19 protein-coding genes and 1 tRNA gene are annotated in these 24,415 nt (G+C 41.6%); 8 read left to right on the top strand and 12 right to left on the bottom strand.

Going from position 1 to position 24,415, the window contains the following annotated elements:
* Positions 1 to 38: 38 nt before the first annotated feature.
* Positions 39 to 224: a hypothetical protein gene (locus V7L07_RS25460; protein ID WP_179063627.1), complete on the bottom strand. Its 186-nt coding sequence runs from the start codon at positions 222 to 224 to the stop codon at positions 39 to 41.
* A 57-nt stretch (positions 225 to 281) separates the two neighbouring features.
* Positions 282 to 1,352 carry a glycosyltransferase family 4 protein gene (locus V7L07_RS25455; protein ID WP_335061588.1) on the bottom strand — a complete coding sequence of 357 codons (1,071 nt, stop codon included), beginning with the start codon at positions 1,350 to 1,352 and terminating at the stop codon, positions 282 to 284.
* Between the two features lie 456 nt (positions 1,353 to 1,808).
* On the opposite strand from V7L07_RS25455, the gene xth reads away from it, so the two are divergent.
* On the top strand, positions 1,809 to 2,591 hold the full coding sequence (gene xth / locus V7L07_RS25450; RefSeq protein WP_335061587.1) for an exodeoxyribonuclease III: 783 nt from the start codon (positions 1,809 to 1,811) through the stop codon (positions 2,589 to 2,591).
* 599 nt (positions 2,592 to 3,190) lie between these two features.
* On the opposite strand, the gene V7L07_RS25445 is transcribed toward xth, so the two are convergent.
* Together V7L07_RS25445 and V7L07_RS25440 are read right to left on the bottom strand one after the other, a co-directional pair.
* Positions 3,191 to 4,279, bottom strand: coding sequence for a T3SS effector HopA1 family protein (locus V7L07_RS25445; protein ID WP_335061586.1), 1,089 nt, complete (start codon positions 4,277 to 4,279; stop codon positions 3,191 to 3,193).
* A 99-nt stretch (positions 4,280 to 4,378) separates the two neighbouring features.
* On the bottom strand, positions 4,379 to 5,620 hold the full coding sequence (locus tag V7L07_RS25440; protein ID WP_335061585.1) for a phosphotransferase family protein: 1,242 nt from the start codon (positions 5,618 to 5,620) through the stop codon (positions 4,379 to 4,381).
* Between the two features lie 959 nt (positions 5,621 to 6,579).
* On the opposite strand from V7L07_RS25440, the gene V7L07_RS25435 reads away from it, so the two are divergent.
* The 6 genes from V7L07_RS25435 to V7L07_RS25410 all read left to right on the top strand — a co-directional run bounded on the left by V7L07_RS25435 (position 6,580) and on the right by V7L07_RS25410 (position 13,576).
* Positions 6,580 to 7,221: a hypothetical protein gene (locus V7L07_RS25435; RefSeq protein ID WP_335061584.1), complete on the top strand. Its 642-nt coding sequence runs from the start codon at positions 6,580 to 6,582 to the stop codon at positions 7,219 to 7,221.
* A gap of 10 nt (positions 7,222 to 7,231) precedes the next feature.
* Positions 7,232 to 8,038, top strand: coding sequence for a pentapeptide repeat-containing protein (locus V7L07_RS25430; protein ID WP_335061583.1), 807 nt, complete (start codon positions 7,232 to 7,234; stop codon positions 8,036 to 8,038).
* Between the two features lie 1,084 nt (positions 8,039 to 9,122).
* Entirely contained in the window at positions 9,123 to 10,466 is a 1,344-nt protein-coding gene (locus tag V7L07_RS25425; protein WP_335061582.1) for a DVUA0089 family protein, read from the top strand.
* A gap of 62 nt (positions 10,467 to 10,528) precedes the next feature.
* Positions 10,529 to 11,977, top strand: a complete 1,449-nt coding sequence (locus tag V7L07_RS25420) for a PQQ-dependent sugar dehydrogenase (RefSeq protein WP_335061581.1) — start codon at positions 10,529 to 10,531, stop codon at positions 11,975 to 11,977.
* Positions 11,978 to 12,118: 141 nt separating this feature from the next.
* Positions 12,119 to 12,203, top strand: a tRNA-Ser gene (locus V7L07_RS25415).
* 194 nt (positions 12,204 to 12,397) lie between these two features.
* Positions 12,398 to 13,576, top strand: coding sequence for a CapA family protein (locus V7L07_RS25410; protein WP_335061580.1), 1,179 nt, complete (start codon positions 12,398 to 12,400; stop codon positions 13,574 to 13,576).
* Positions 13,577 to 13,993: 417 nt separating this feature from the next.
* On the opposite strand, the gene V7L07_RS25405 is transcribed toward V7L07_RS25410, so the two are convergent.
* From V7L07_RS25405 to V7L07_RS25395, 3 genes are all read right to left on the bottom strand, one after another.
* Positions 13,994 to 15,586, bottom strand: coding sequence for a serine/threonine protein kinase (locus V7L07_RS25405; protein ID WP_335061579.1), 1,593 nt, complete (start codon positions 15,584 to 15,586; stop codon positions 13,994 to 13,996).
* A gap of 565 nt (positions 15,587 to 16,151) precedes the next feature.
* Positions 16,152 to 18,377, bottom strand: coding sequence for a pentapeptide repeat-containing protein (locus V7L07_RS25400; protein ID WP_335061578.1), 2,226 nt, complete (start codon positions 18,375 to 18,377; stop codon positions 16,152 to 16,154).
* Positions 18,378 to 18,386: 9 nt separating this feature from the next.
* Positions 18,387 to 19,394: a zinc-dependent alcohol dehydrogenase family protein gene (locus V7L07_RS25395; protein WP_335061577.1), complete on the bottom strand. Its 1,008-nt coding sequence runs from the start codon at positions 19,392 to 19,394 to the stop codon at positions 18,387 to 18,389.
* A 499-nt stretch (positions 19,395 to 19,893) separates the two neighbouring features.
* On the opposite strand from V7L07_RS25395, the gene V7L07_RS25390 reads away from it, so the two are divergent.
* Positions 19,894 to 20,103, top strand: coding sequence for a hypothetical protein (locus V7L07_RS25390; protein WP_335061576.1), 210 nt, complete (start codon positions 19,894 to 19,896; stop codon positions 20,101 to 20,103).
* Positions 20,104 to 20,727: 624 nt separating this feature from the next.
* On the opposite strand, the gene V7L07_RS25385 is transcribed toward V7L07_RS25390, so the two are convergent.
* The 5 genes from V7L07_RS25385 to V7L07_RS25365 form a co-directional block, all read right to left on the bottom strand.
* Positions 20,728 to 20,994, bottom strand: coding sequence for a hypothetical protein (locus V7L07_RS25385; protein ID WP_335061575.1), 267 nt, complete (start codon positions 20,992 to 20,994; stop codon positions 20,728 to 20,730).
* A 27-nt stretch (positions 20,995 to 21,021) separates the two neighbouring features.
* The gene (locus tag V7L07_RS25380; RefSeq protein WP_179065710.1) at positions 21,022 to 21,249 is read right to left on the bottom strand and encodes a DUF2949 domain-containing protein; all 228 of its coding nucleotides are present in this window, start codon (positions 21,247 to 21,249) and stop codon (positions 21,022 to 21,024) included.
* A gap of 511 nt (positions 21,250 to 21,760) precedes the next feature.
* The gene (locus tag V7L07_RS25375) at positions 21,761 to 22,267 is read right to left on the bottom strand and encodes a DUF192 domain-containing protein (protein WP_335061574.1); all 507 of its coding nucleotides are present in this window, start codon (positions 22,265 to 22,267) and stop codon (positions 21,761 to 21,763) included.
* A gap of 105 nt (positions 22,268 to 22,372) precedes the next feature.
* Positions 22,373 to 23,059 carry a response regulator transcription factor NblR gene (nblR, locus tag V7L07_RS25370; protein WP_179065712.1) on the bottom strand — a complete coding sequence of 229 codons (687 nt, stop codon included), beginning with the start codon at positions 23,057 to 23,059 and terminating at the stop codon, positions 22,373 to 22,375.
* Positions 23,060 to 23,407: 348 nt separating this feature from the next.
* Entirely contained in the window at positions 23,408 to 24,325 is a 918-nt protein-coding gene (locus V7L07_RS25365; RefSeq protein WP_335061573.1) for an NAD(+) kinase, read from the bottom strand.
* Positions 24,326 to 24,415 lie beyond the last annotated feature (90 nt).

The raw sequence follows: 24,415 nt of genomic DNA, 5'->3' as shown, positions 1-24,415 counted from the left end.
CTACATTCTTAGCAGGTAGTTTGGGTAGTTCACTAAGTTTAAGTATTCACTGCTGGCTGGGGAACTACTCCGGTATTTCGGGTATCCACATTAGGTAAGCGAATAGCATTTAATAGCGGTACTTCTTGTCGGCACGACAGGCAAAACCAATATAGTTCACCATGACGGGCATGACGCAGGAGGGAACCACCGCAGCATGGGCAGGTGTTGGCTCTCGTACTCATACCAATATCCTCCTTAAAAAAATTTGTTGTTTTAAACTCACCAAAAAAAGCAGTTGATTAAAAATGGATTTTGGTTGCATGAATGCGACCATTCGATTCTATGCGGTCTTTAATAATTTGTCTGTAAACAGCTTCATATCCGTTAACCATTTGGCTAACGCTAAAGTTATTTTCCACATATTTTCGACAGGTTTGACGATTGAGTTCCAAAGCTAGTGGAATCATTGTGGCTATTTCTGCGTAGTTATTGCAGATAAAACCTGTTTTACCGTGGGCAATAACTTCAGGTACCGAACCTAAATTCATCGCAATAACTGGTGTACCAGTTGCCATTGATTCAATCATTACTAAACCAAAAGGTTCTTGCCAGTTAATGGGGAAAAGAGTGACAGCAGCATTGCCCAAAAGTTCAGCTTTTTCGGCGTGGTTAATTTCGCCGAGATATTCAATTTGCTGACCATCTATATGGGGAGTAATCTCTTGTTCAAAAAACTCAGAGTGTATTGCATCAACTTTTCCTGCCATCTTCAAGCGCCAACCACTTTGTTTAGCAATGGCGATCGCATGTTGCGGCCCTTTATCTGGCGAAAAACGCCCTAAAAATGCCAAATATGGAGGTTCTGACGGTTGGGCTACGAATGGGTAATCTGCTAGCTCAATTCCGTTATAAACTGTGGCAACATAATTGAGATCGATTTGACGCTGCGAGTTACTAATGCTGATATATGGTTGCTTTTGGTGGTAGCTAAATGCGTGACGGTTGTCAGTTGTAAAATTATTGTGCAGAGTATGGACTGTAGAGGTTGTTGTTATTAAACTCGCTAAAGGTAATGCCGAAATCCCTACATGAGAATGGATAATATCGAATTGGGAAGCACGTTGGTAAACTTGGCTTAGTTCTAGCATTTCGTACACTGCATACTCTTTCACATTTGGGTCTAAGCGTAATGCACGTGGATAAACTGCTTCTAAATGAGCCAAAGTTTGAGAATCGCCAGAGGCAAATAAAGTTACCTCATGACCACGACGAACAAGTTCATCAGTTAAGCGACTCACTACCAGTTCTATTCCTCCATAATTAGGAGGTGGAACCCTTTCCCATAAGGGGGCAACTTGAGCGATTTTCATAAGTTTTTTTGGTTCAGTCTATGAAATTGTCCTCAATAATGAGCTACATCATTATTTTATGAGGCAAGAGCATTTCTACTTACTCTTTTGACATTTAAATTAACCTAAAAGTCTAACAAAAGCCCAATAAAGGTTAATCGCACTGCAAATTTACTTCCGTCAAATCTAATGGACTATCGGCAAAAGTTAACTCTGACCTACACTTCTAACCTATAACTAATCTATTACTTGTTGCATCTGTCCTGGGGATCATAATGAGGTAGAATATTTTGTAGCGGAACTTACAAAATTGAATATTTTGTAGCGGAAAATACTAAAATATTCAATGGGATCAAATCATTAAAGCTTCGTTTAAAGGTAATTGGTAAAAGGAAGAAAAATTCTAAATATTAAGTAATTGTACAATAATTACATAATTTGTAATTAGTAATTTACAAAAATTCTGATAATTAACTAATGAAAATCGCTACTTGGAACGTCAACTCAATTCGCACTCGCCTTGAACAGGTTATCGATTGGTTAACCCTGAATCCTGTTGATGTTCTCTGCTTGCAAGAAACCAAAGTTGTGGAAGCTGAATTTCCGCGATCGCCTTTTGAGGAGTTAGGCTATAACCTTTATATATCAGGACAAAAATCTTATAACGGCGTAGCTCTGATTAGCCGCCAGCCACTTGTAGATGTCAGTAGCGGATTTCGGGCGATTTTGCCAGATTTACACCATGAATGGGACGAGCAAAAGCGTGTGATTACAGGTGTAATTGATGGTGTTCGGGTTGTGAACTTATACGTTCCCAATGGTGCAGCGGTAGGAACCGAGAAATATGAATACAAACTACGCTGGTTGACAGCGCTACACGAGTATTTAAGATTGCTGGTGTTGTCACAACGTGCAATTTGTGTATGCGGCGACTTCAACATTGCCCTAGAAGACAAGGATATTCACGAGCAAGTGAGTACAGAAAATCACATTATGGCAACAGAAGCAGAGCGTCAAGCCTTACGGGACATTTTAGCGCTGGGATTTGCCGATGCTTTTCGCAAATTCAACACAGAAGGCGGAAATTATAGTTGGTGGGATTATCGCTCTGCCGCTTTTCGTCGTAACTTAGGTTGGCGAATTGACCATCACTATTTGACACCCGTACTATATGAACGTGCTAAAAGTTGCATTATTGATGTCGCACCAAGAAAGTTAACTCAACCTAGCGACCATGTGCCGGTAATTGTGGAATTTTGAACTGGGGATTGGGGATTGGGGACTATAGCGGTTCTCGTTTGGATGCAATACACAATAGGATACAGCAATGCTGTGCCCCTACAAATGGTCTGTATTCTATGCAATTAAGAACCGCTATAGAACAATACAGTTCAGATAAGCCCAAAACAATTGTAGAGACGGCGATTTATCGCGTCTCGAAAACCCAAAATTGTTGCCAGTAGCCCTTAACCCAAGCGTATTGCGCTATAGAAGTCCGATTCAGTATTCATGGTCATGATGAAAAATTCGGGTTTCTTTTAGGCGCAAGAAAAGAAATTGTGCTTCAAATGACCTAAAAATCTGGTTGTCCAGTCTCGTGTTTTATTACTAAATCGTTGTTCTAGGGACTAGGAGAAATGGCACTAAGTTAAGACACAGCCCTTGCCCAGAATGGGTTCCCAGCCTCCAGGCTGGGAACCCATTCTGGGAGGCTCCGCCTCCTCTTTCTTAAGCAGAGGCAGAGCCTCTGGGAATACATTCCCAGCCTCCAGGCTGGGAACGAGGCTACACAAGCTTTCGAGCTTTTCTTAGTGCCATTCGGACTAGGAGAAATAATAATCCCCAGTCCCCAATCCCCATCAATTTAACGGCTTATATATATCCTCAGAACTGGGATTGAGATAAGGACGCTGCAAATCTATTAGATGCCGCGTGAAGTGTTGGTCAATAACCCTCATCCGTTCCTCCATTGCATTTTTACCTTTTTGCCAAGCTTCCAATAAAGCATTTGCAACAATTTGGCAACGGTTCATTCCAAAACTTTCTTGTGCTGCAAATTTTTGGGTTGGTTCTTCGGCTAAACCTAACCCTGGAGCTAAAAATTTGGTAAACAAAGGAATTTCGGGCTGGAAATGGGATTGATTTTCGATATAAACAGCCTGAAGGATTGTACGGATTGCTAGATAGTCGGGGAGTTCAAAGTAGAGTAGCCCCGAATCATAGCGTCCGTATGCAGAAGGGTTGTGGAGAACCTGAAAGCTAAAGGGAATCGAGGCTGCGTTTAATTGCAGTGTCAAGCTTTCCATGAGAGCGATCGCACCAGATGGCGTAAAGTTAAAGTAGATTCGCCCTGCTCCTAAATCGGCATCTGGGTTACTTTGCCGTTCCTGTCCAACATTGCTAACTGCTAAGTAACAGCCATTTTGCAGTCGATTTTTGGGCATCCAGATTGCTACCATGTCACCCACTTTGGTAGATTTCTTACTAGATTTTAGATGGCAATCTGGCTCAACATAAAGTGTTAAACCGCCTTTAGTCACCGCCATACTTCCATCAGGTTCTTTTCGCAACACCTGCCATTGAGGGTCAAAGTAACCTCTGCCGTGATTACTGGCGTGCAGTTGCTCATAAAAGTCCCAATCAATCTCCAAAACAGAATTGTCTGCTAAATTATGCTTTGGTGGGTGATTAGTACTATCAGTATTGACGGCTAAAGTACTTTGTAGGGAGCCATTGTAATAGATTCCATAGAGAAAATTTCTTAGCAATAAAGAGAGATACTTCTGTTGTAAATCTACGGAATTTTGCTGAAATCTATCGGCTATTTTAGTCGGCAGAGCAAAGGGCTGATAATTGGGATGATAAATACAAAAATTAGACTCAATCTGGATATTCTGAGCAATATCAAATAGAGAATTTAGCGATTGATTGATAGAAGAATTTAGCATTATCCATTCAGAAATCAAACTTTAACAAAATAGAATTAAGGAGTCAGTAATCAGAATACAGAATTGTGTGTTCTTTTTAAATTGTTCTCCTGCCTATTACTAACAACCACGTAGCCGAGTTTTTTCATAATAAATACGAAGTAACTGCTGTTCCCTTACAGGCTGAGGAAACTTATGGATTTTTGCCACAGGATTCAGAATTTCTGACTCTGATATCCCGAAAATGGTTAATATCGCTTGTTCTGGCATTGTCAGTAAACTTTTTGCTACTTGAAGCATACAGAGTTCAGCATTATTAAAGTATTTATGGCACGTAATCGTATCCTGAATTTGATGAATCAGTGCCAGCCCCGCAGACTGGATAACGCGCAAAATAAAGTCTCTGCGGTATTCCAAAATCATCGGGAAAGCATTCACATAAGCTCTAATTAGGGCAATCAGTGAAGGTTGTAAAATCTCTAACGGTGTCAACGCCAAATGTAGAGATTCTTCTAACTCAATGGTGGGGTCTACTACCAGACTCTTGAGCCAAATTCTTAAGTAGCTTGCTAGTAAAGTTCCTAAATCAAAGGCTGGGTCTCCCCAAGAACAAGCTTCCCAGTCAATTAGTCGTACTAGGCAATTGTCTAATTGTTCCCACCTGGAATGAACTAAAATATTGTTCAATTTCAGGTCGTTGTGAGTCAAGCAGCAAGGATTCCAGCTATATGCCAAATCTGCGATCGCAGATTCCAAACTCTCGTACTGTTGATAGAGAACATAGAATTTCAGTGCATCCGTGGGAACAGTCCCAAAAATCTCCGGCCCAATTGACCCTAACCCTTGCGCCGGATTGTAAAAGCCATAGCGAAACTCTCCTTGAGGAGCAGTTGCCATAAAATTCTGATATTCTCGGCGGTTGTAGGTGGCGCGATGCAGCCCCGCTAAAGTAGTGCCGATGGCAGAAGCAATTTCTTGTGGAAAAATCTCATTGTTGTGGTATAATGTCGCAAGTCCCACATATTCACTCAGGTAACTGCGGACAAGAATAGAATTTTCTTCGTCAAAATGCACTACCAATGGCGCGATTGCTGAAGTGTTACCTAAAACTGGAAACTGTTGGAGCAACTGGTGAAATAGCCACTCCTGAAACAATTCATGAGGCGCGGCGTCATTGTTGTTAACGTTACGTTCTTGTTTGAGAAGCAGCTGGCGATTATCTGCTAAAGTCACCAGTATATTGAAATTGTTCTGACTACTTCCTGGCAACTCAGATTTATCTGATACGTCATCTTCTGAGCTACACAGACCCGCGTCTTGTAGATACTCGATAACGTTATGAGAAGACAGTGATAATACCATGTATTACTTCCTACTTCGTTAAATTACTTAAACTTATCTGTGTCAAATTTGCTTGGTCTTAACAGTTTTCAGTAGACAGGAATTAGTGCAAGAAGGCAGATGTGAATAAAAATAAAGATTTGTACAATCTACTAATATCCCATATTTGGGAGAGAAACCTGCCAAAATGGCACCAAGTTCTTTGCAATTCCTTTAAAATTTGCTCCAAGATACCGTCACATCTTTACACTTTATCAGCATAGTTACTTAGATACATCTAAAGTAAGTTTTGTGTTAGAGCTTTTTGATGTAGCTCCATCTCCTTTTTTGTGGCAAAGAAGCATCCCCAGCAAAAAACTGATGTTCAGTATTCATCCTGAAAGCAGTGAAGAATTTCAATAATCCTTCGCGGTAAGAAGCATGACATTCAATGCTATTACTTTTATTTATCATCACGAAGCCAAAAAAACCGGAGTTTTTCGGTAATTAGTAATTATTTTTTGATTTAATTTTCATATTTTATGTCTGAAAGCCTTGTTAGCACGTTGTTTTAGTCACCGACAAATTGTAGATGACTATTGGCGATCGCAAACAAAGGCTACATGAGTGCTTCTTATGTAACTGCACTCTTGTCAAGGTTGAAACTCTAATATACGCTACGGATCTCGAAATAAATCCTTGCGGTTCCAGTTGGGAGATGTTGCGGAAATATTTGGGGTAAAACTGGGGTAATCTAAAAGGGTTAAGGTGTTTACAAAGCAGCTGTGTTAAACAAAAATTATGTCGTCCGATCAAAGTAGATTTTATCCCACGACGACGATGGTCTTCTAAACAAGCATTGGCTCCTATAATTGCAATTTGACACACGGGTGTAGATCCGTTTAACGGATTTTGCGCTCTTTTATACCCTATATTGTCAATTTAGGCGCTTATATCCTGCATATAGATAACTTTTACCCTCACGACTGGAGAGCAAAATCTTGGGCATAGAATTACGCAGTTTCGTATTTCTCGACAACCTGCAACCTCAACATGCAGCATATATGGGAACAGTAGCCCAAGGCTTCTTACCATTACCAGGAGATACATCACTGTGGATTGAAATCTCTCCTGGTATCGAAATTAATAAGATTACGGATATAGCCCTGAAATCTGCCTCTGTCCGTCCAGGAGTACTGGTAGTTGAACGATTATACGGCCTATTGGAAGTTCATTCTAGCTCCCAAGGCGAAACGCGAGCAGCTGGTCAAGCTATTTTGGCAGCACTAGGAGTCAAAAGAGAGGAATGTCTCAAACCGCGTGTTATTTCTAGTCAGATTATCCGCAACATCGATGCTTATCAAACACAACTGATTAATCGCACGCGCCGGGGACAGCTACTACTAGCAGGTCAAACACTATATGTATTAGAAGTGGAACCTGCTGCTTATGCCGCACTGGCTGCCAATGAAGCGGAGAAAGCAGCGAGGATTAACATTCTTGAAGTTCAAGCTGTAGGTAGTTTTGGACGGCTTTACTTAGGTGGACAAGAACAGGATATTCTAGCAGGTGCGGCAGGAGCGTTAACGGCTATTGAAAGTGTCGCTGGTCGGGTAAATTCTCTAGGTGGGCGTCAGGAGTAAAAGAGAGAAAATGGCAAATCGAGAGCATCTAACTTTACTCAAAGCAGGTGCAGTCACATGGATTGAGTGGAGAAAGAAAAATCCCCAAATTGAACCAGACCTCAGCGCCGCAAATCTGCAAGGCGATAACCTCAGAGGCGCAAACCTCCAGGGAGTAAACTTGAGGAGGGTAGATTTGGGTAATGCTTTACTCGTGCGAGCAAACCTCAGTGGTGCTGACCTCAGTAGTGCCAACCTCTACAAAGCCTTCCTGAATGAAGCGAACCTGAGTGCGGCTAACTTTAGTGTTGCTAATTTGAGTGGTGCTATACTCAGACATGCAGATTTAAGTCATGCTAATCTGATTGGAGCAGACTTGAGTGGGGTTGATCTTAGAGGTGCTGCGATCGCATCTGCTAATCTTATTGGCACTGATTTAAGAGGCGCTAACTTGAGAGATGCCAATTTAGGTGCAGCAAAATTGATGCGGACTAACCTCTCTTTTGCCAACCTCATTGAAGCTAACTTGATTGACGCTGACCTCAGCGAAGCAAGTTTGTACGAAGCAGAAATGTTGGGAGCTTATCTTTACAAAGCTGACCTTTACAAAGCTAATTTGAACAAGGCTCACCTAACTGGTGCCTACCTATTGCGGGCTAACCTCAGTGAAGCTGACTTGAGTCAAGCTAACTTGAGTTGGACTAACCTCAGAGGTGCGAATTTGGCAGGAGCGAATCTTAGAGGAGCTAACCTCAGAGGAGCCGACCTTAGGGGAGCTAACCTCAGCAGCGTCAATCTTCAGGAAGCAATTATGCCTGACGCTTCAAAGCACAATTAGTTTACAAGAAAAACTAATTGACGTTTAGATTCATTTTTTGAAATTTAGAGTAAGCTGTTGGACATTTAACTTGCATATTACCTAGCATTAAAACTCTTGTGGGGCAGGCATTTTGCCCGCCCTAGTTATGCAAATAAAAAGTACATTAGCTTAGTACAGCACGGCGGAAATAAACAGACCATTTCAAATGGCGCAAGAGCTTGGAATACAATTCTTTTGACTTTTGACTTCTGCCTTGCGGTATTAGTCTGTGGATAATCTTAGGCTGGGTTGAGACAATGCATTACCCCAATACAGTTCAGAATGAGCAACAAAACACTTGTAGAGACGGCGATTTATCGCGTCTCAAAAACCTCAACCCAACCTAAGTAGGTTAAGGTTTTTATGGCTAACTGAACCGTATTGACATATAAAATTTATGTAAAGCTTAAGTGTTATTAAACTCAAAAATGCTCTAGATAATCTATCAATTTAACTTATGTATTTGAGAAGGGATTTCTTTAATAGAAAAGTATTGTTTTTGCAAAAAGAAAATGATATTGAAACCTAACTTAACGATAATACGCATTAAGCTAAAAAATATCGCAATCCTTAGCAAAAAAAAACAGTAGATTTTAAAAAATACTTAATTAAAGTTCATTCACATGTTTTTTATGTATTATAAGATACACGAGTCATATCTTAAAGATTTGGTAAATAAGTTGACGTGAACTTTTGCTCATGATAAGTAAATAGTGACACCTAAAATTAATTAAAGATTGCGGAAAAATAACCAAAAAAAGACAAATGAATTTTGACCCAGTGCAGCACGGCGGAAATAAACAGACCATTTAAAATGGCGCAAGAGTTTGGAATACAATTATTTTGACTTTTGACTTCTGCCTTGCGGTACTAGTTACTTAAGCATTTGTTTAATCGAATAACCAAATCAATAATTAATATTTTTTAAATCGTATTAATTACCTTAGTAAGTTCATCTGTATTGAAATTTACAGTTTTAATTAATCAACATTGAACTTAGAAAAAGTTCTTTGACTTAGGCCGAACTTAGGCATTCATTAGATATTTAGGAACAATAATAAATATGGCAGTTATTTACGGCACTACAAATCCTGACACCAGAAATGGGACTTCAGGAGATGATACAATATATGGATGGGCTAATGGGGGTAATGCCAATAGTCCTTCTGGTAACGACATCCTCAATGGTGCAGATGGTAATGATAATCTGTTTGGTGGGACGGGAAACGACAGTTTAATCGGTGGTCTTGGCAATGACACACTTGATGGCGGCTTGGGTACTGACAGCTTAAATGGGGGAGCAGGTGACGACACTTACATCATTGATACTGTTCTTGATACCATTACGGAAGCTGCGAATTCAGGCATAGATACCGTCCGGTCTTCTGTCACTTACACATTAGGCGTCAATATAGAGAACCTGAGGTTGACGGGAACTACCGCCATCAACGGAACAGGTAACATTCTTAACAACTTCCTTTTTGGGAATAGTGCTAACAACACTCTGAATGCAAGAGCAGGCGATGACACCCTAGACGGTAATTTGGGCAATGATATCCTCAATGGTGAGGACGGCAATGATAGCCTACAAGGCGGGCCCGGCAATGACATACTCAATGGTGGGTCTGGAAACGATATTCTCATCGGTGTTTTTCCCGGTAGTCTACTCCCACCTGGATTAGGGGAAACTGATACCTTAACTGGCGGCGTTGGGCTAGATAGATTTATCCTTGGTGACGCTAAAAATGTCTACTACGACGATAACAACACTGCAAATGCTGGTTTTGGAGACTTGGCTACTATTACTGACTTCAACCGTAGTGAAGATCGAATAGAACTCAAAGGCTCCCCAAAGGACTACCGCCTACAAACTGTTGGAGCCAACACACAAATATTCTTAGATAAACCTGGAACAGAGCCAGATGAGATTATCGGTATTGTGCAGGGCGTAGTGAACCTTAGACTTGATAGTGACGACTTCCTTTTCTATGAACGGGAAAATGCTGGACAAGCTACAAACAATACACTCGCTAGAGCTGAAGGTTTAGGTTCTTTATCATCAGGCTCAAACATTAATCTCGCCGGTGAGCTAGTAACAGTTCAACCGGGGGATAATCCCGATTTCGACTTTTTTACATTTTCTCTAGCAAATCCAAAAACTGTCACCATCAGTACAGTGACAACCGATGATACAGTTATCGGACTGTTTAACAATGCTGGGAATTTACTGCAAAGTGACGACGATAGTGGCCCCGACTTTGGATCATTAATCACCGCTTCATTAGGTGCAGGTACATACTCCATTTCAGTGAGTAAATATGCGTTCTTTCCTGAAGATGGCGGAACTTTCTCTGGCTCTAGTGACAGCAGTTCTACTCCTTATACACTAGGAGTCAGTTTGGCATAAGAGCGTTGTCAACTTCAGGGCAGATTTCTATCATGTCCGGGTAATTTTTTATGAAGAAAATCATGAATAACACTAAATCATCCAACCAAGTTCAACGCAGATTTATCGGGAAGTTTGCTCTAAAACAGTGCTTTTTCGCTGCTAAAACCCTGTTATTTACAATAGTTCTATTAAATCATGGTACTACTGGAGTAAATGCTGCACCTGAAGCTCTGCGTTCTGATATTAGGATTCGCAATATTATCAATACAATATCAGTCTCCCCTTCTGTGCGGATTGTAAAAGATCCACGAAACAATACCCTTTACTACCTCAAACAAAATGGTGAGATTTATCGACTCAATTTAGCCTCCTCTACTAGTACACTTGTGTACAACTCTAGTAATCATAATCTAGGTGAGACTGAAGGTATGGCCATTGGCCCTAACGGCACAATTTATTTGGTTGGCAATGCAGACCTTGTGAATAACCAGACTAAAGCAATTATTGTTAAAGGCGTAATTAATTCGGTAACAGGACAGCGTACTTGGTCAGTCTTAGCTAAGAGTGCAGGCTATCCCAAAAGTAAAACAGCTTATGACCATCGCTTTAACGGCGTGATTGTTAGCCCAGATGGTAACTTCATCTATGTGAATAGCGGTTCTCGTACCGATCATGGTGAGGTTCAGTCTGTTGATGGCTTATATCCCAATACTCGCGAAGTCGGATTAACCGCCTGTATACTCCGTCTTCCTACTAATGGTAGAAATCTATTTCTTGCAAACAATCGAGCAACCTTAAAGACAGCTGGCTATATTTTTGCAGAAGGAATACGCAATACTTTCGATATGGCTTTTGCACCAAACGGGGATTTATTTGGCACAGAAAATGGCCCCGATCGCGACATGTCAGAAGAATTAAATTGGCTACGTCTAGGTGGTAATTATGGCTTTCCCTGGCGTATTGGTGGGACAGACAATCCACAACAATTTCCCAATTATAATCCTGCCAATGACCGATTGTTAGATCGTAGATTTAACGCTGTCAAAAAGGGCTACTATCGTAACGATCCAACCTTTCCTGTTCGCCCTACTGGAAACTTGATTGAACCAATTCCTAATTTTGGACCAGACGCAGATAGTTACCGCGATCCCATAGATGGCAGAGTCAAAGATGCCAGCGTTCTTGGGCAAAGTTTTAGCACTTTTACAGCACACCGTTCTCCTTTGGGCTTAGTTTTTGATACACAAGGAGTAATGAGTCCAGAATTTAACAGAGATGGATTCGTATTGGGTTGGACACCAGGCGACGCCACTGGCGAAACAATAGCAGGCCCTTTTAAAGATCCTGGTCAAGACCTGCTGCATTTAAAGTTAACTAAAATAGGAACTACCAACTATAGACTTAACGCCACACGCATTGTCAAAGGTTTTAGTAATCCTGTTGATGCTGAGATTATCGGCAATAAGATTTATGTTCTAGAATATGGTGGAAATCAAGGAATTTGGGAAATATCTATACCAACTAACTAAAGCAGATTGGGAATTATTGCACTTTTGTTTAACGCAAAAAGAGCAATAATGCTATAATACGATAGGGAGTTTGTTAGAATTTCCCTTACTTCATTGCACTTGAATCTGGATATAGATACTCAAGTGTTTGAATAAATAGCTGGAGAGGTGTCCGAGCGGTTCATGGTGACGCACTCGAAATGCGTTTTGGGGAAACTCAACGGGGGTTCGAATCCCCCCCTCTCCGTTCAAAAAGATTACTGAACAATTAAACAAATAGATGCTGCTTGCCTTGACAGTAAGTATATATCATTACTTACGTGGGAAACGGGATTATGTTTCCGTATTTACTTAGTCAAACATTTCCCAAAAAACACTAAAATATACACCGCTAGTACAGACTTTTGGGATAAACTAATGCCATCGTGTGAGGAGTTAACGATGGTAAATCGCAGACTGGAGCGAGTACTCTCATTTAGTTTTATCAGCGTTTGTTTATATCTAGGTATTAGTATAGGAGTCATTATCCGGCTTGGGCAATCGCAGCGATTAAACGCTGCGACTAAACCCACCAAGTCTGTACGATTTTCAGCTATTCCTGAACTTGCGCCATCAATAACAGAACAACAAACCTTTCCAAATACTATTACGATCAAAGCCGTTGGAGATATTATTCCCGGCACTAATTTTCCTAACTATAGATTACCCCGTTTTCGAGATCAATTATTACCAAAGTCAGTGAGAACTCACTTGCAAGGATCTGATATTTTATTTGGTAATTTTGAAAGTAGCCTAACTAATTATCCCTACAGTGCTAAAGATATTAGTCGAGGGCAAGTCTTTGCCTTTCGCTCTCCACCTGCATACGCCCAGCTATTTGCTAAGGCTGGTTTTAATGTGTTTAATATGGCGAATAACCATGCAATGGACTTTGGGCTAGTAGGCTTCAAAGATACAAAGAAAAATCTTGAGGCTGCGGGCATTGCAACATTAGGTCATAAAAATCAAATTCTTTATTTGGAAGCTAAAAATATTCCCGTAGCAATGATTGGGTTTTCTCCTTATGAAATATATAATTCTATTCAGAATTTAGGGGTAGCTCAAGCACTCGTGGCAGAAGCCAAAAATAAAGCCAAAATTGTAGTGGTATCGATGCACGCTGGAGCCGAAGGAACAGGGGCACTACACGTTAAGAATCAGACAGAGTTTTTTTATGGAGAAAACCGAGGTAATTCGATCAAGTTTGCTCGAAATATGATTGATGCAGGAGCAGACTTAGTACTGGGACATGGGCCTCACGTTCCAAGAGCGATGGAAATTTATAAGGGAAAAATGATTGCCTATTCTTTAGGAAACTTTTTAGGATATCGGACTTTATCTACAAATGCCCAAACAGGTGACTCAATGATTTTAGAAGTCAAACTCAATTCAGGGGGAGATTTAGTATCAAGTAAAATTATCCCTGTTCGGATGGATCGGCAGGGAATCCCTCATATTGATCGGAGTTTTCAGACTGTCAAACTTATGCGTTATTTGAATCATCAAGCTTTTCCCAAGAATCCGGTGAAGATTAATCAGAAGGGGGAAGTTATTGTACAAAAGAGGCTTAATTCTCCCTAAAATAATTACTAATTCGTAATTTGTAATAATTGCCTCCAGTGAGAAGCAAGCTAAGTAAATAGTTACAGCGCTTCCCGCTATTATGCAATACAGTTTTTATCCTTGCCCCCTCCTAGCATAGCTTTTAGTTTTGAGGATGTACCTCATAGCTGCCGGAAGTGCTGTAAATGGAAGTCAGCGCGATACTGGACTTACCGCACTACTTTACCAAAATCCAAAAGTTAAAATCTAACATTGACCAAAACTAAAAGGATACAAGCCCCTAAATTTATTTATGGGGATCATTAATTTTGAATTTTGTTAGCGCAGCGTTAGCGAGTCTGCGTACTCTTTCAGAGAAGCAAGCTACGCTTTTAGCGTCTCGTAGAGAGCGTCATTTTGAATTTTGAATTCGCAGCGATCGCCCAAGCGACGTGACTAATTATTATCATCTTGTGGCTTTTCCTCGAACTTCTGAACATTCTGGGGTTGACTATTAGTTGGAGAATTTTGCTTTTCTAATGTTGGTACTACTACAGCAGAAGGATCTGATTGTTTGGATTCCGTTGATGGTGCTGTTGGTATAACCACAGGGTTTAACGGACTCACCTGTTGAGGGGAGGCAGAATCTTGACTAGGAGTGGGTAAGTTATTTTGTGGTACTGGTGCGGGGGAAGCCTTTCGAGATGAGCGGATTGCCCTTAGTTTCTCTACTAGGGAAGGTGTGGGGGAAACACTAGGCGAAGGTTCAAAATTGCCGCGTTGTGATTCTGCTGTCGGGTTGGGGCTGGAAGATTCTTCTGGGGAAGAACGACGATTACGACGGCGCGACTTGGAATTAGAGACGGGTGCTGATTGGGTTCTCTCTTCACCCGGAGGTGAGGATGTACTATCGAAGTTAGGTACTTTTGCACCTGGTTCTGGAGTTGGCTGTTCAAAAAGTGGCTTTGTGGTTGGCTGCTGCTGAGATTTGGGTAATATACTCGTGATTCCAAAACCTGCTGTAGCAGCAACTAGGGCTACACTTATACCAATCAATACCTGAGATGATCTCAGCTTTTTAGCCAGTACAGCTTCCTTGGCAATGCCTGGGTTGCCCAAGGCTGATGGTCTATGAAGAGAATTTTGGGCAGTTTTCCCAATTATAGTTGCTGCCTGTTGGGCAGATAAATTGACAGTTGGCACTGCGTAAGTGGGTAAGACTTGCGGTGTCAGATTCATTCCATTTCCAGGTAGCAATTGCAGCCACTCGGCAACTGTTGCTGGTCGAAAACGAGACTCCACCGCCATACCGCGCATTACTGCCTGGTTGACAGCAGCACTCAAGTGTGGTTGTAATTCGCGGGGCGAAGGCATTTGCTCGCGATCGCGCAATAATGCTGGCATGGGAACTTGGGCTGTCAATAGTGCATACAAGGTTGCTGCTAAACCATAAACATCCGTGGCGGGTGTGCGTGGCGCTTGTGTCAAGTACTGCTCGATGGGAGAATAACCTTCAGAAACCAAACCTGTATGAGTCTGCCTGACACCACCATTAAATTCTCTGGCAATGCCAAAATCAATTAGTACTACTTCCTGGGTTCCTTGACGGAGGATAATGTTATCTGGTTTGACATCTCGGTGTAACAAACCGTTGTTGTGTACTACCTGCAACGCTGCCCCAATTTGCTGGATGTAATGAATTGCTGTTGCTTCTGGCAAAGTTATCCCTGGTAATACAAATGCGTCCCCCAAGGTTTCGCCAGGAATGTATTCCATCACCATGTACGGCAGTCCAGCTTCCACAAAAAAGTCACTAACTCGGACTATATTTGGGTGGATACACGTAGCTAATCGTCTGGCTTCATCCTGGAATTGTCCCTCGAATTTGGCAAAATCAGGATGTTGTCGCAGCCGTTCATTGATGGTTTTCATCACCACCTCCTGATCCAAGTAGTGATGCGTAGCTTTAAACGTAATGCCAAAGCCACCACGCCCTATTTCTTGAATTAGGGTGTATTTTCCATCCTGCAAAATTGTGCCTGCTAACATAAAGAGTTCTGAGTCCTGAGTGAGCAGATAAGTAGCGATTCCTGAGTTTTGAGGAATTTCCCAAAAGTCTTCCCATATTTTTACAAGGCAGGGTTCTTGCCTGTCTATTTTACGGGATGATTTAGTTGTTGAAATTCCTGAAGTGAGAAAGACCTCCCCATGATCACAACAGTTTTATCTTTCTCAGATGATAACGCGGGAGTGTGGCAAGCCTAAAACAGAAGATGGGTTAAGACTATTTTTTAGACTTGATCAACAGGCTGCATTCTTTGGAACTGGGTATTGGGGAAGAAAATATGAGTAATATTTTGTTTGGATCTGAATCCCAGTTTAAATTTTCCAGACTCTAGGAACCAGTTCTGGCTTTTTTTAGTGCTGTTCTTCTCGAAGACAATTAGCCAGATTTTCACGGATAGCGATCGCATTAATTTAACTTTATAGTGCGATCGCCTGATTTTCTACTAACGCCAACACTCTTCAATTACTAATGTGTCAAAAATAACAATATTATACATGGATTAAGAATTTGATATTATGTTTCATTCCGCAAAACTCTAAATGGCTGCTACTTCAGATAAATCAGCAAATTCAACCCTGGAATTGTACGCGAAAGTGTCCACAAAACTAGGGTGATGTAAATTAAACCCAAACTCCATTGATACCAAGCAAGTGCAGAGATAATACCTGGTAAGTGTTCGTCTCGCAGGCGAATGTCGTTAAATCCTAATTTAACTAGGTTGTTGAGGCTAAAATCATAGTAGTTGAGCCAGTTCCAACGGCGATCGCACAATAAGGGCATATATCGTTCCCGAAATGTCTGATTCCTTGGTATCACTGGCAAACGCCCAATCAATAATCTTAACTGGCGAAATGTGCCGTCTTCTGTGAAGTAAGAAACATTCATTAAATTGTGATAGCGCCCTTGTTGGTAAAGTCGGATCAATAAAGCCATTGGCACGGGGACAATAATTATAAAAAGACACCCTAATGTCAGCCAAGGTTGTGCAGCGTTACGAAAGATTGCTAGTAAGCTGAAGAATTCTAAAACGCTAAAACTGAGTAATATGGAAATGGTTTCGTAAACTGTGGGAATAATTGGTACGGGATGCAGCCGACGATAGCGATCTACTAGCCAAAATAGCAAGCCGAAATAAGCGATCGCTAATCCTCCCACGCCAAAGACTAACCAAAAATTTGTCCCATAGCCACTCAATAACAGCAGTACACTCAACGCTAACCAACTCCAAGCTAGCAGTAGCCACCCACCTATAGAAAGGGTTTCGCCAACAATTAAGCGATCGCTTAGTTGGGTATATTTTTCTAAATCGATGTCTGCGATGGTGAGTAACTCACTACTGTTACGAAAGGATTTTAGCAGACGACGGTGGGCGATCGCTTGGGCTTGAGGTGCAGAAAAACCTAATTTAATCAAACTTGCGACACTTGCACTATTAATATTTGTAGCCGTCAGACGACGGCCAAACTCTATTAATCGCAGTCTTTGTTTGGTATATTCCAGTTCATTAGCATCGGCAACTTGCTGTTGCTGACGGAAGTTTTGCCCCAAATTTCGCAAGATATTTTGATTACCTTGTAATGTTGGGATGCAGAACATCTTACCAATCTCACCGGGATTACCTAAAATTTTCGCTTGGTTGGAATTAAAAGTTAAACCAGATACACTTAAACAAGCCTCTGTACCAAACCTCGCATCGCTAAAATCTGCTTGATTAAGAATGTTCGCACCTTGTAGATTTACCAATTGGTTAAACTCCGCTTCTCGGAAGCTAACAGCTTGCTCAAAAGTTGCTTCTGTTAAAAGGAATAACTGATTAAAATCTGCTTTAGTAAACTGGACTTGATTGGTAAAATCCACACCAGAAAAATCAGCATTTCCTTGCCAATGCACACTATTGAATTTAACCAACTGTTTAAAAGTTGCTTGGTTGAAGTTGGCAATTTTTTCAAAAATACTACCTTGAAAATCAGCGAATTCCTGAAATTTGATTTTTTTGAAATTAGTTTTTTCAAAAAAAATACTGCCCTGAAAATTGCTTGGTTGCTTGAAGATAGCACTGTTGAAACTAACGGGACGAGCAAATCTGCTTTCAGTCCAATTAGTAGGTTGGAGAAAAGTTGCACCTTGGGCATCCACAGACTGAAGAAAAAATGTATTAGAGAACTTCACTTCTCCATTGAAACGAGTTTGCACCAGTGTTAAGACACCACGAAAAACAGTGATTTCACTGGCGGGGGTTGACTCTGTTCCTAAGAGCGATCGACAATCTTTAGAGTTGGGTAAAGCAATTGCAAGTGACTCTAGACAAACAAAGCGCAAACGTTCTAGTTCTTTTTGTTCAGTAGCGGTGAAAATGGGAGCAATGGCTTTTGCATACAATGGTGTTCTTAAACCCAAATCGCTGCCTACAAAATCCCCTAAAATCAAAGTGTAACTGAGGTCTAAACCCAGAGGTTTTGCACCTAGTTCTTTTCGCAGCAATTGGTAAAAAGTATCACGAAAGCTAGCATTCTCTGTTCGCAAATCAATCACCATCTTCTGCAAATCTATAGTTAGATTGCCTTCGCGGAGTGTCGGAGTACGTAGTCGTTCTTGTAATAATTCCAGAGTTAAGGGTGTACGTTCTGGTTGTGCTGCCCAAACAGGTAGGGGGAGGAAGAGGAGAAGAATTAAAAAAACGCAAAGGAACGCAAAGGAATGCAGCGAAACCCCTCTGTGTACCTTTGCGTTTAACCTCTGCGTGCCTCTGCGTTTAAAAAATAAATTATGCAAATTGTTCGATCATTCATTGCTAATTAGCAGAACAATTTTACCCGCCACAGACCCACTTTCAATCAGTTGGTGCGCCTTAGCCGCTTCTTTTAAAGGAAACTTGTGACTAATATGGATTTTTAACTTGCCTTCATCGATCCAAGTTGCAGATTGTTCGAGAATTTCTGCATGATGCTGGAGACTCTCTTCTAATCCTAGTAATGCTGGTGTCAACATTAATTCTAAACTAATGCGGAGATTACGTAGTCTCGCAGTTTTCCAAATAGTATTGGCATCTGGTTCGAGAATCGTCACAATATCACCATAGACTCGCACTGCGGGGAAAGTTTGGTGAAAGTTTTCGCCGCCTACGGTATCAAAAGCTAAGTCTACACCTTCGCCGCCTGTCCAATCTAATACCGCTTGCACAAAGTCGGTTTGTTTGTAAAAAATTACATGATCAGCACCAAGTTCTTTGACGAAATTAGCCTTTTCCTCAGAACCCACTGTAGTGGAAACAGTAGCACCTTTGAGTTTCGCCAGTTGAATTGCTACATGACCGACACCACCAGCACCCGCATGAATCAAAACCCGTTCCCCAGGTGACAATCGTCCTCGTTCATATAAAGCTTCCCAGGCAGTGATTAACACTAAAGGCGCTGCTGCTGCTTCGGCAAAGGAGATAGACGCAGGTTTACGTGCGACAAACCGCTCATCCACAACGGTATATTCAGCGTAATTGCCTTGGTGTGCGCCTAAGCCACCATAGCAAAAATATACCTCGTCGCCTGGGCGAAAACGCTGAACGCCAGCACCCACCGCCTCGACAATACCCGCACCATCACATCCTAAAATTGTTGGCGTGCGATCGGGGTAGAAAGTGCCTCGACTACGAAGTTTAGTGTCAATGGGGTTAATGCCAGCTGCCACTAAACGCACTAAAAGTTCAGTATTCCCAACAGGAACAGCAGGGTTTGGTACATCCTGTATTTGCAGAACTTCGGGACTGCCTGCTGCTGTCATCAAGACTGCTTTCACAACTCTTTCCTCCTGCCTTTAGATGCACGTTCTTATGCAACTCTAGCGTAATAGGGTAGATACAGAGCTATGTTTGAGGGAAAACTGCGATCGCCGATAGGGTAGCGGTAGCAAGTCCGCGTACCCTTACAGGGAAGCAAGCTACGCTTTTAGCGTCTCCTAGAGAGCGTCATAACCCATCGTAGACATCGCATTGAGGTTATAATAAATGTACATTTAATAATTGAATAAAGCTGAGATTTGCTTTTGAATGGAGCGATAATTCTTTAGAAGGGGTGGAAATATGCGATCGCACCCTCATCCCTGATCTCACAGCGTCATGTCTGAATACAAGCTGTTAAAAAGGAAAAAACCGCCAAACTTGGCGTTTAACGGTTTTTAGTGTGGTGTGAGGAGTTTAACTATATATCATGATAAATTAGCTGCCCAAAAACAACGCACTCGTAACAATTTTGGTAACAGACTTTTTTGGCGATGACACTCTCAAGTCTAAAGTGTGATGAAATTACGACTTGCTAACCCAAAGGATATTGACTTAATCCTCACTCAAGAAGCCAGGGATGAGTTCAAAAACCTGATTCTATCCTGGAGTCGAGACGAACACAGCAGACACTTGCACTCTGCTGACAAGGGTTACTTCATGATTGAAAATGGTTTAGAAAAAACCAGTGGCTACGCTATCTTATCTGGTCTGGCTTCAAATCACTAAACCGTAGTATTGAGTTAACTCGAATCGTCATTGCTGAACCAGGGCTAGGATACGGTAAGCGTACATTGCATCTCGTTATCAAAAAAGTTTATAAATAGGACTTACGCATTGACAGAAAAGCCAAAATAAAAGGTATAGTTTTCAAGGCTTCTAGCTAGGTTTTTCAGTCATATTTTGGCGATCGCCAGCAATCAAAAGCGACCGCCAAAAGCCTGAAACAACGTATTTACGTTAATACACAAGATAGTTTTTTTGTACAGTGCGTAAGTCCTAATAAATTAACGTGAGTTCGACAAGTCTTATTTGACCTCTCCCCCAGCCCCTCTCCGTGTCGGAGAGGGGAGCAAAAAGCTTAATTTTTCGTTGCTCCTCCCTCTCCGAAACGGAAAGGGAGGTTGGGAGGGAGAGGTTCATCGAAGTCACGTTAAATTAAGGGGATTTGATAAAGACGTATTATTTCTCTCTACGAGACGCAATCATGAGAACGCGCTACGCCACGACGCTCGTGACGCTCGATGACTCGCTTGCCGCCGGCGCTATCGCTCTTAGCGTCTCCCTTTGGGAGAAGACTCGCTAACGCTGCGCTATCGTTATAAATGTTTTTATTTCATTCCATAAATAAATTTAGTTGCTCTCAAACCATTTTTCTTTTTCTTTATGAGTGCCTTTTAACTTTTTACTTTTGCCCTGTTCGGTGATATACCTCAATTCTCCTAAATGACACCAAGTTGCCCTAGATAGTATTATTTGTTCTGAAGAAAGTCGGGCAGTCTCTTTGACACCAAACAAGACTAACTTTGGCAACTTAGTATCATACCAAATTGGTATAAATAGTATTCTTTGAGATTCCGTTAACAGGTATTTGGTAGAAATTTTTAATCCAAAATCCAAAATTCAAAATCTAAAATTGAATATGAATTATGCTGTCTCCAGCCAATCATAAATTTGTTCTAATTGGTCTAAAGTAATTAACCCATACTGCCAAAGAATCATTGCCAAAGGGCCTGGATCTTGCTCCCGATGTCGAAGCGCCACTGCTAGTGATGCTGTGGAAATTGCCAAATCTTCTTGTAAAAAATGAATCAGTCGAGAATATTTTGATGGTGACATTTGTATCTCACCTCCTTGTGCAGAATGTATTGTCATATATCAGTTCACCATTGCTCGGTAGACAGTAGCCAGTATTTCATCTGTCACTGTGCCGTCATCGGCCATACACCCCAGCACAGTTTTTTTTGATCTGCCTTTAAGATAGGCTTTTCATAGAGGGTTTAAGAAATAGGAATTTTCGTACAAATCATCTGCTCGATTCTCAAGCAGTATTTTTACTTAATTCAATTGGCTTCATCTTATTTACTTTTGCGCTTTATTTAATTACACAGGTAGTAACAAAGATTCCATAGCCTATACTCTCTTATTGGCGACTATTTGCACTTACGCCCAAGGGAATATTTTTGCAGCCCAACCTTAAGACTAAGATTTTAGGTTGGAGACAGTAGAATTTTACATTATTACCAGAGTTTTTAAATAGTAGCGTTAGAAGTGACTGTTTTACCACATAAAGTGACATTTTTTACAGAAAAAACATATATTTCGACCGTATAGGTTCTTAACCGGGTAATTACCCAAATTTTTATACCCGCAAAGTACCGGAGGCTCAAAACTCAATTTTGATAATATCACCTACTTTCAACTTCAATTCGGCAGCTCTTCCAGAGCGAAGTTCAATCACCTTATCTACTGGCGTCCTGGGGCCGTAGGTAGGACAAGGATCACTTGCACAAGGAGGTGTAGCAGCCTGAATATATTTAACTACACCCTTATGTAGAAATACTATATCCAATGGCATAGGTGTATTCTTCATCCAGAAACTAACTGGTTGTGCTGAAGGGAACGGAAATAGCATTCCCCGGTCATCTGGCAAAGCTGGTCGATACATCAAACCCATCTCTTGCTGTTCTGGTGTCTGTGCTACCTCTAATTTAATTGTTGTGCCATTAGGAACAATAGCTTTCGCAGAAATTGGTAGTGTTTGACCTAAAATCGCTGGTGCTGGAGTTTGAGAAGCAGAGGTGGGGCTGGGAGGTTTAGCTGTTGTTGGTGCGGAACAGCCTATTAGAAAAATACTCAGCAACATCGAGAGCAAACTTAGCCGACGAGTCATATAATTTTTCGATTTTGTAATTTAGACTTCAATTTTACAGTGTTGTAGGCATAAAAACCCCTTGGATGGGAGGCAACGAGGTCGCGAGACTTCCGCTACAGTATACTAGGATTCTCTTAAAACGTATCCGACGCCGCGCACTGTTTGAATAAGGCGCTTTTGACCTTCATCTTCGATTTTTAACCGCAAGTAACGGATGTAAACTTCAATTACATTAGATTCACCCAGAAAGTCGTAACCCCAAACATTCTCTAAAATTTGTTCGCGGGTTAACACTTCACGGGGATGTTCCATTAAGAATTTTAATAGTTCAAATTCCTTCATTGTCAAGTCAATTGGTCGTCCGTTGTGTATAGCGCGGCGAGTTGCTATGTCTAAAATTAAATCCCCAAAGCGTAATTGCTCGGTGGTATCCACATCGGGTTTTAAGTAAAGGCGAATCAACTTCAAAAAGTCTTCTGAGCGATAAGGCTTGAGGATGTAATCATCCGCTCCAGCTTCTAGACAGGCTACTCGATCGTCAACTGTATCCCTTGCCATTAAAATCAATACAGGCGATCGCATACCAGTGCTTCTCAGATTTTTGCACAATGAGAGTCCTGATTCTCCTGCTAGCATCCGGTCTAAAACAATTAAAGCTGGCTGGCGATCGCGACAGTGTTGTAAACCACTCGCAGCATCGTGAGCCACAATTGATTCATAGCCGGCTTCTTGCAAATCGCAAGCAAGCTGATTTGCAAGACTCTCATCGGTTTCAATCACCAGAACAGAGGGACTTTGAGCAACTGTCATAACAATTTGGGATATTGGATTTGGGATTGTAAAGATATTCCAGTGAAAATCTTTACATCAGTTATAAAGTGCAAATACGAGTTTTTCGTGATGGAGCAATCTGATTTGACGCGTAGCTAAGAATCTTTTAGCACGTTCAGGTATCAGCCATCGAATTCTTGGATGCAATCTTAATAACTAGGGATTGGGTATTGGGTAATAGGTACTGGGGATTGAGTATTGGAATTAAGGGAGAGACGATAGGTAACAGAGAATAATCTTTACCCTGTAGCCTGTTTCCCAGCCCCAACCCCTCAGTCCCTAGTACCCAATCCCAATCCCCAATCCCCAGTCCCAAATCCCCAATCCCTACGGCAATTCTACCGAAGCTGGTTTGGCGATATGTGGCAGACCCCAACCTAATTTTTCTCGCAGAATTCGGAAAAACTCAGGCGGTTGCAGGCGAATAAATCGGGCACTATATTGCGATCGCTCCATATATACCCGATCTTCTGGTAAGATATAACACCCACCATTGCCATCTACCACCATCACCAGCCGAGGGATATTGACTGGGTAGATATTAACCGATTCACTATCTGGAAATACCAATGCTCTAGAAGCTAGGGAATGGGGACAAATGGGTACTAGCTGTAAAACAGGTACGCCGGGAGTCACCACTGGACCACCAGCACTTAATGAGTAAGCTGTAGAACCAGTAGGCGTAGAAACAATCACACCATCCGCAGCAATATCTACTGGCGCATGGCGTCCTATGGCAATTTCAAAATGGCACATAGAGGTCAAAGGTTCCCGATGCAGCACCATTTCATTTAAGCAGAGGGCTTCCCATAGTACTGAATCTCCCCGAAACACTTTGACGTTGAGCATGGCTCGTTCTTCAATTTCATACTCGCCTGCGATCGCCTGCTCTAATGCTTGGGGCAATTGATTCAGGAAAGTTTCGGTCAAAAATCCCATGTGGCCGGTATTCACTGTTAGTAGTGGAATACCACAGGGAGCTACCTGACGAGACGCTGCTAAAACAGTGCCGTCTCCCCCTAATACCACTGCAAACTTCATCTCTGAGTCAAAACCAGGGGGCGTTAGACCGTCAATGGGAGTGTGGCATACAGGACTTTCCGGGTTAGGGTAGCCCAATATCCCACCGATACTCGATGTGATACATACATTCCAACCGGCTGCGGTTAGCTTGTCTTTCAACTCGATAGCGACACGGCCCGCTATCGGTTTAACGTCATTGTAGATAATGCCTGCTTTCGGCACACTCAAATATCCAAATTTAGGCGATGCTTTGTATTCTGTAATCCTTACACATTTTTGGTCATGTAGTCATTAATCTAGAGTCAAATATCT

The sequence above is a fragment of the Nostoc sp. genome, assembly GCF_036916985.1.
Taxonomy (GTDB): Bacteria; Cyanobacteriota; Cyanobacteriia; order Cyanobacteriales; family Nostocaceae; genus Nostoc.
This window is presented reverse-complemented; position numbering and strand designations above follow the sequence as displayed.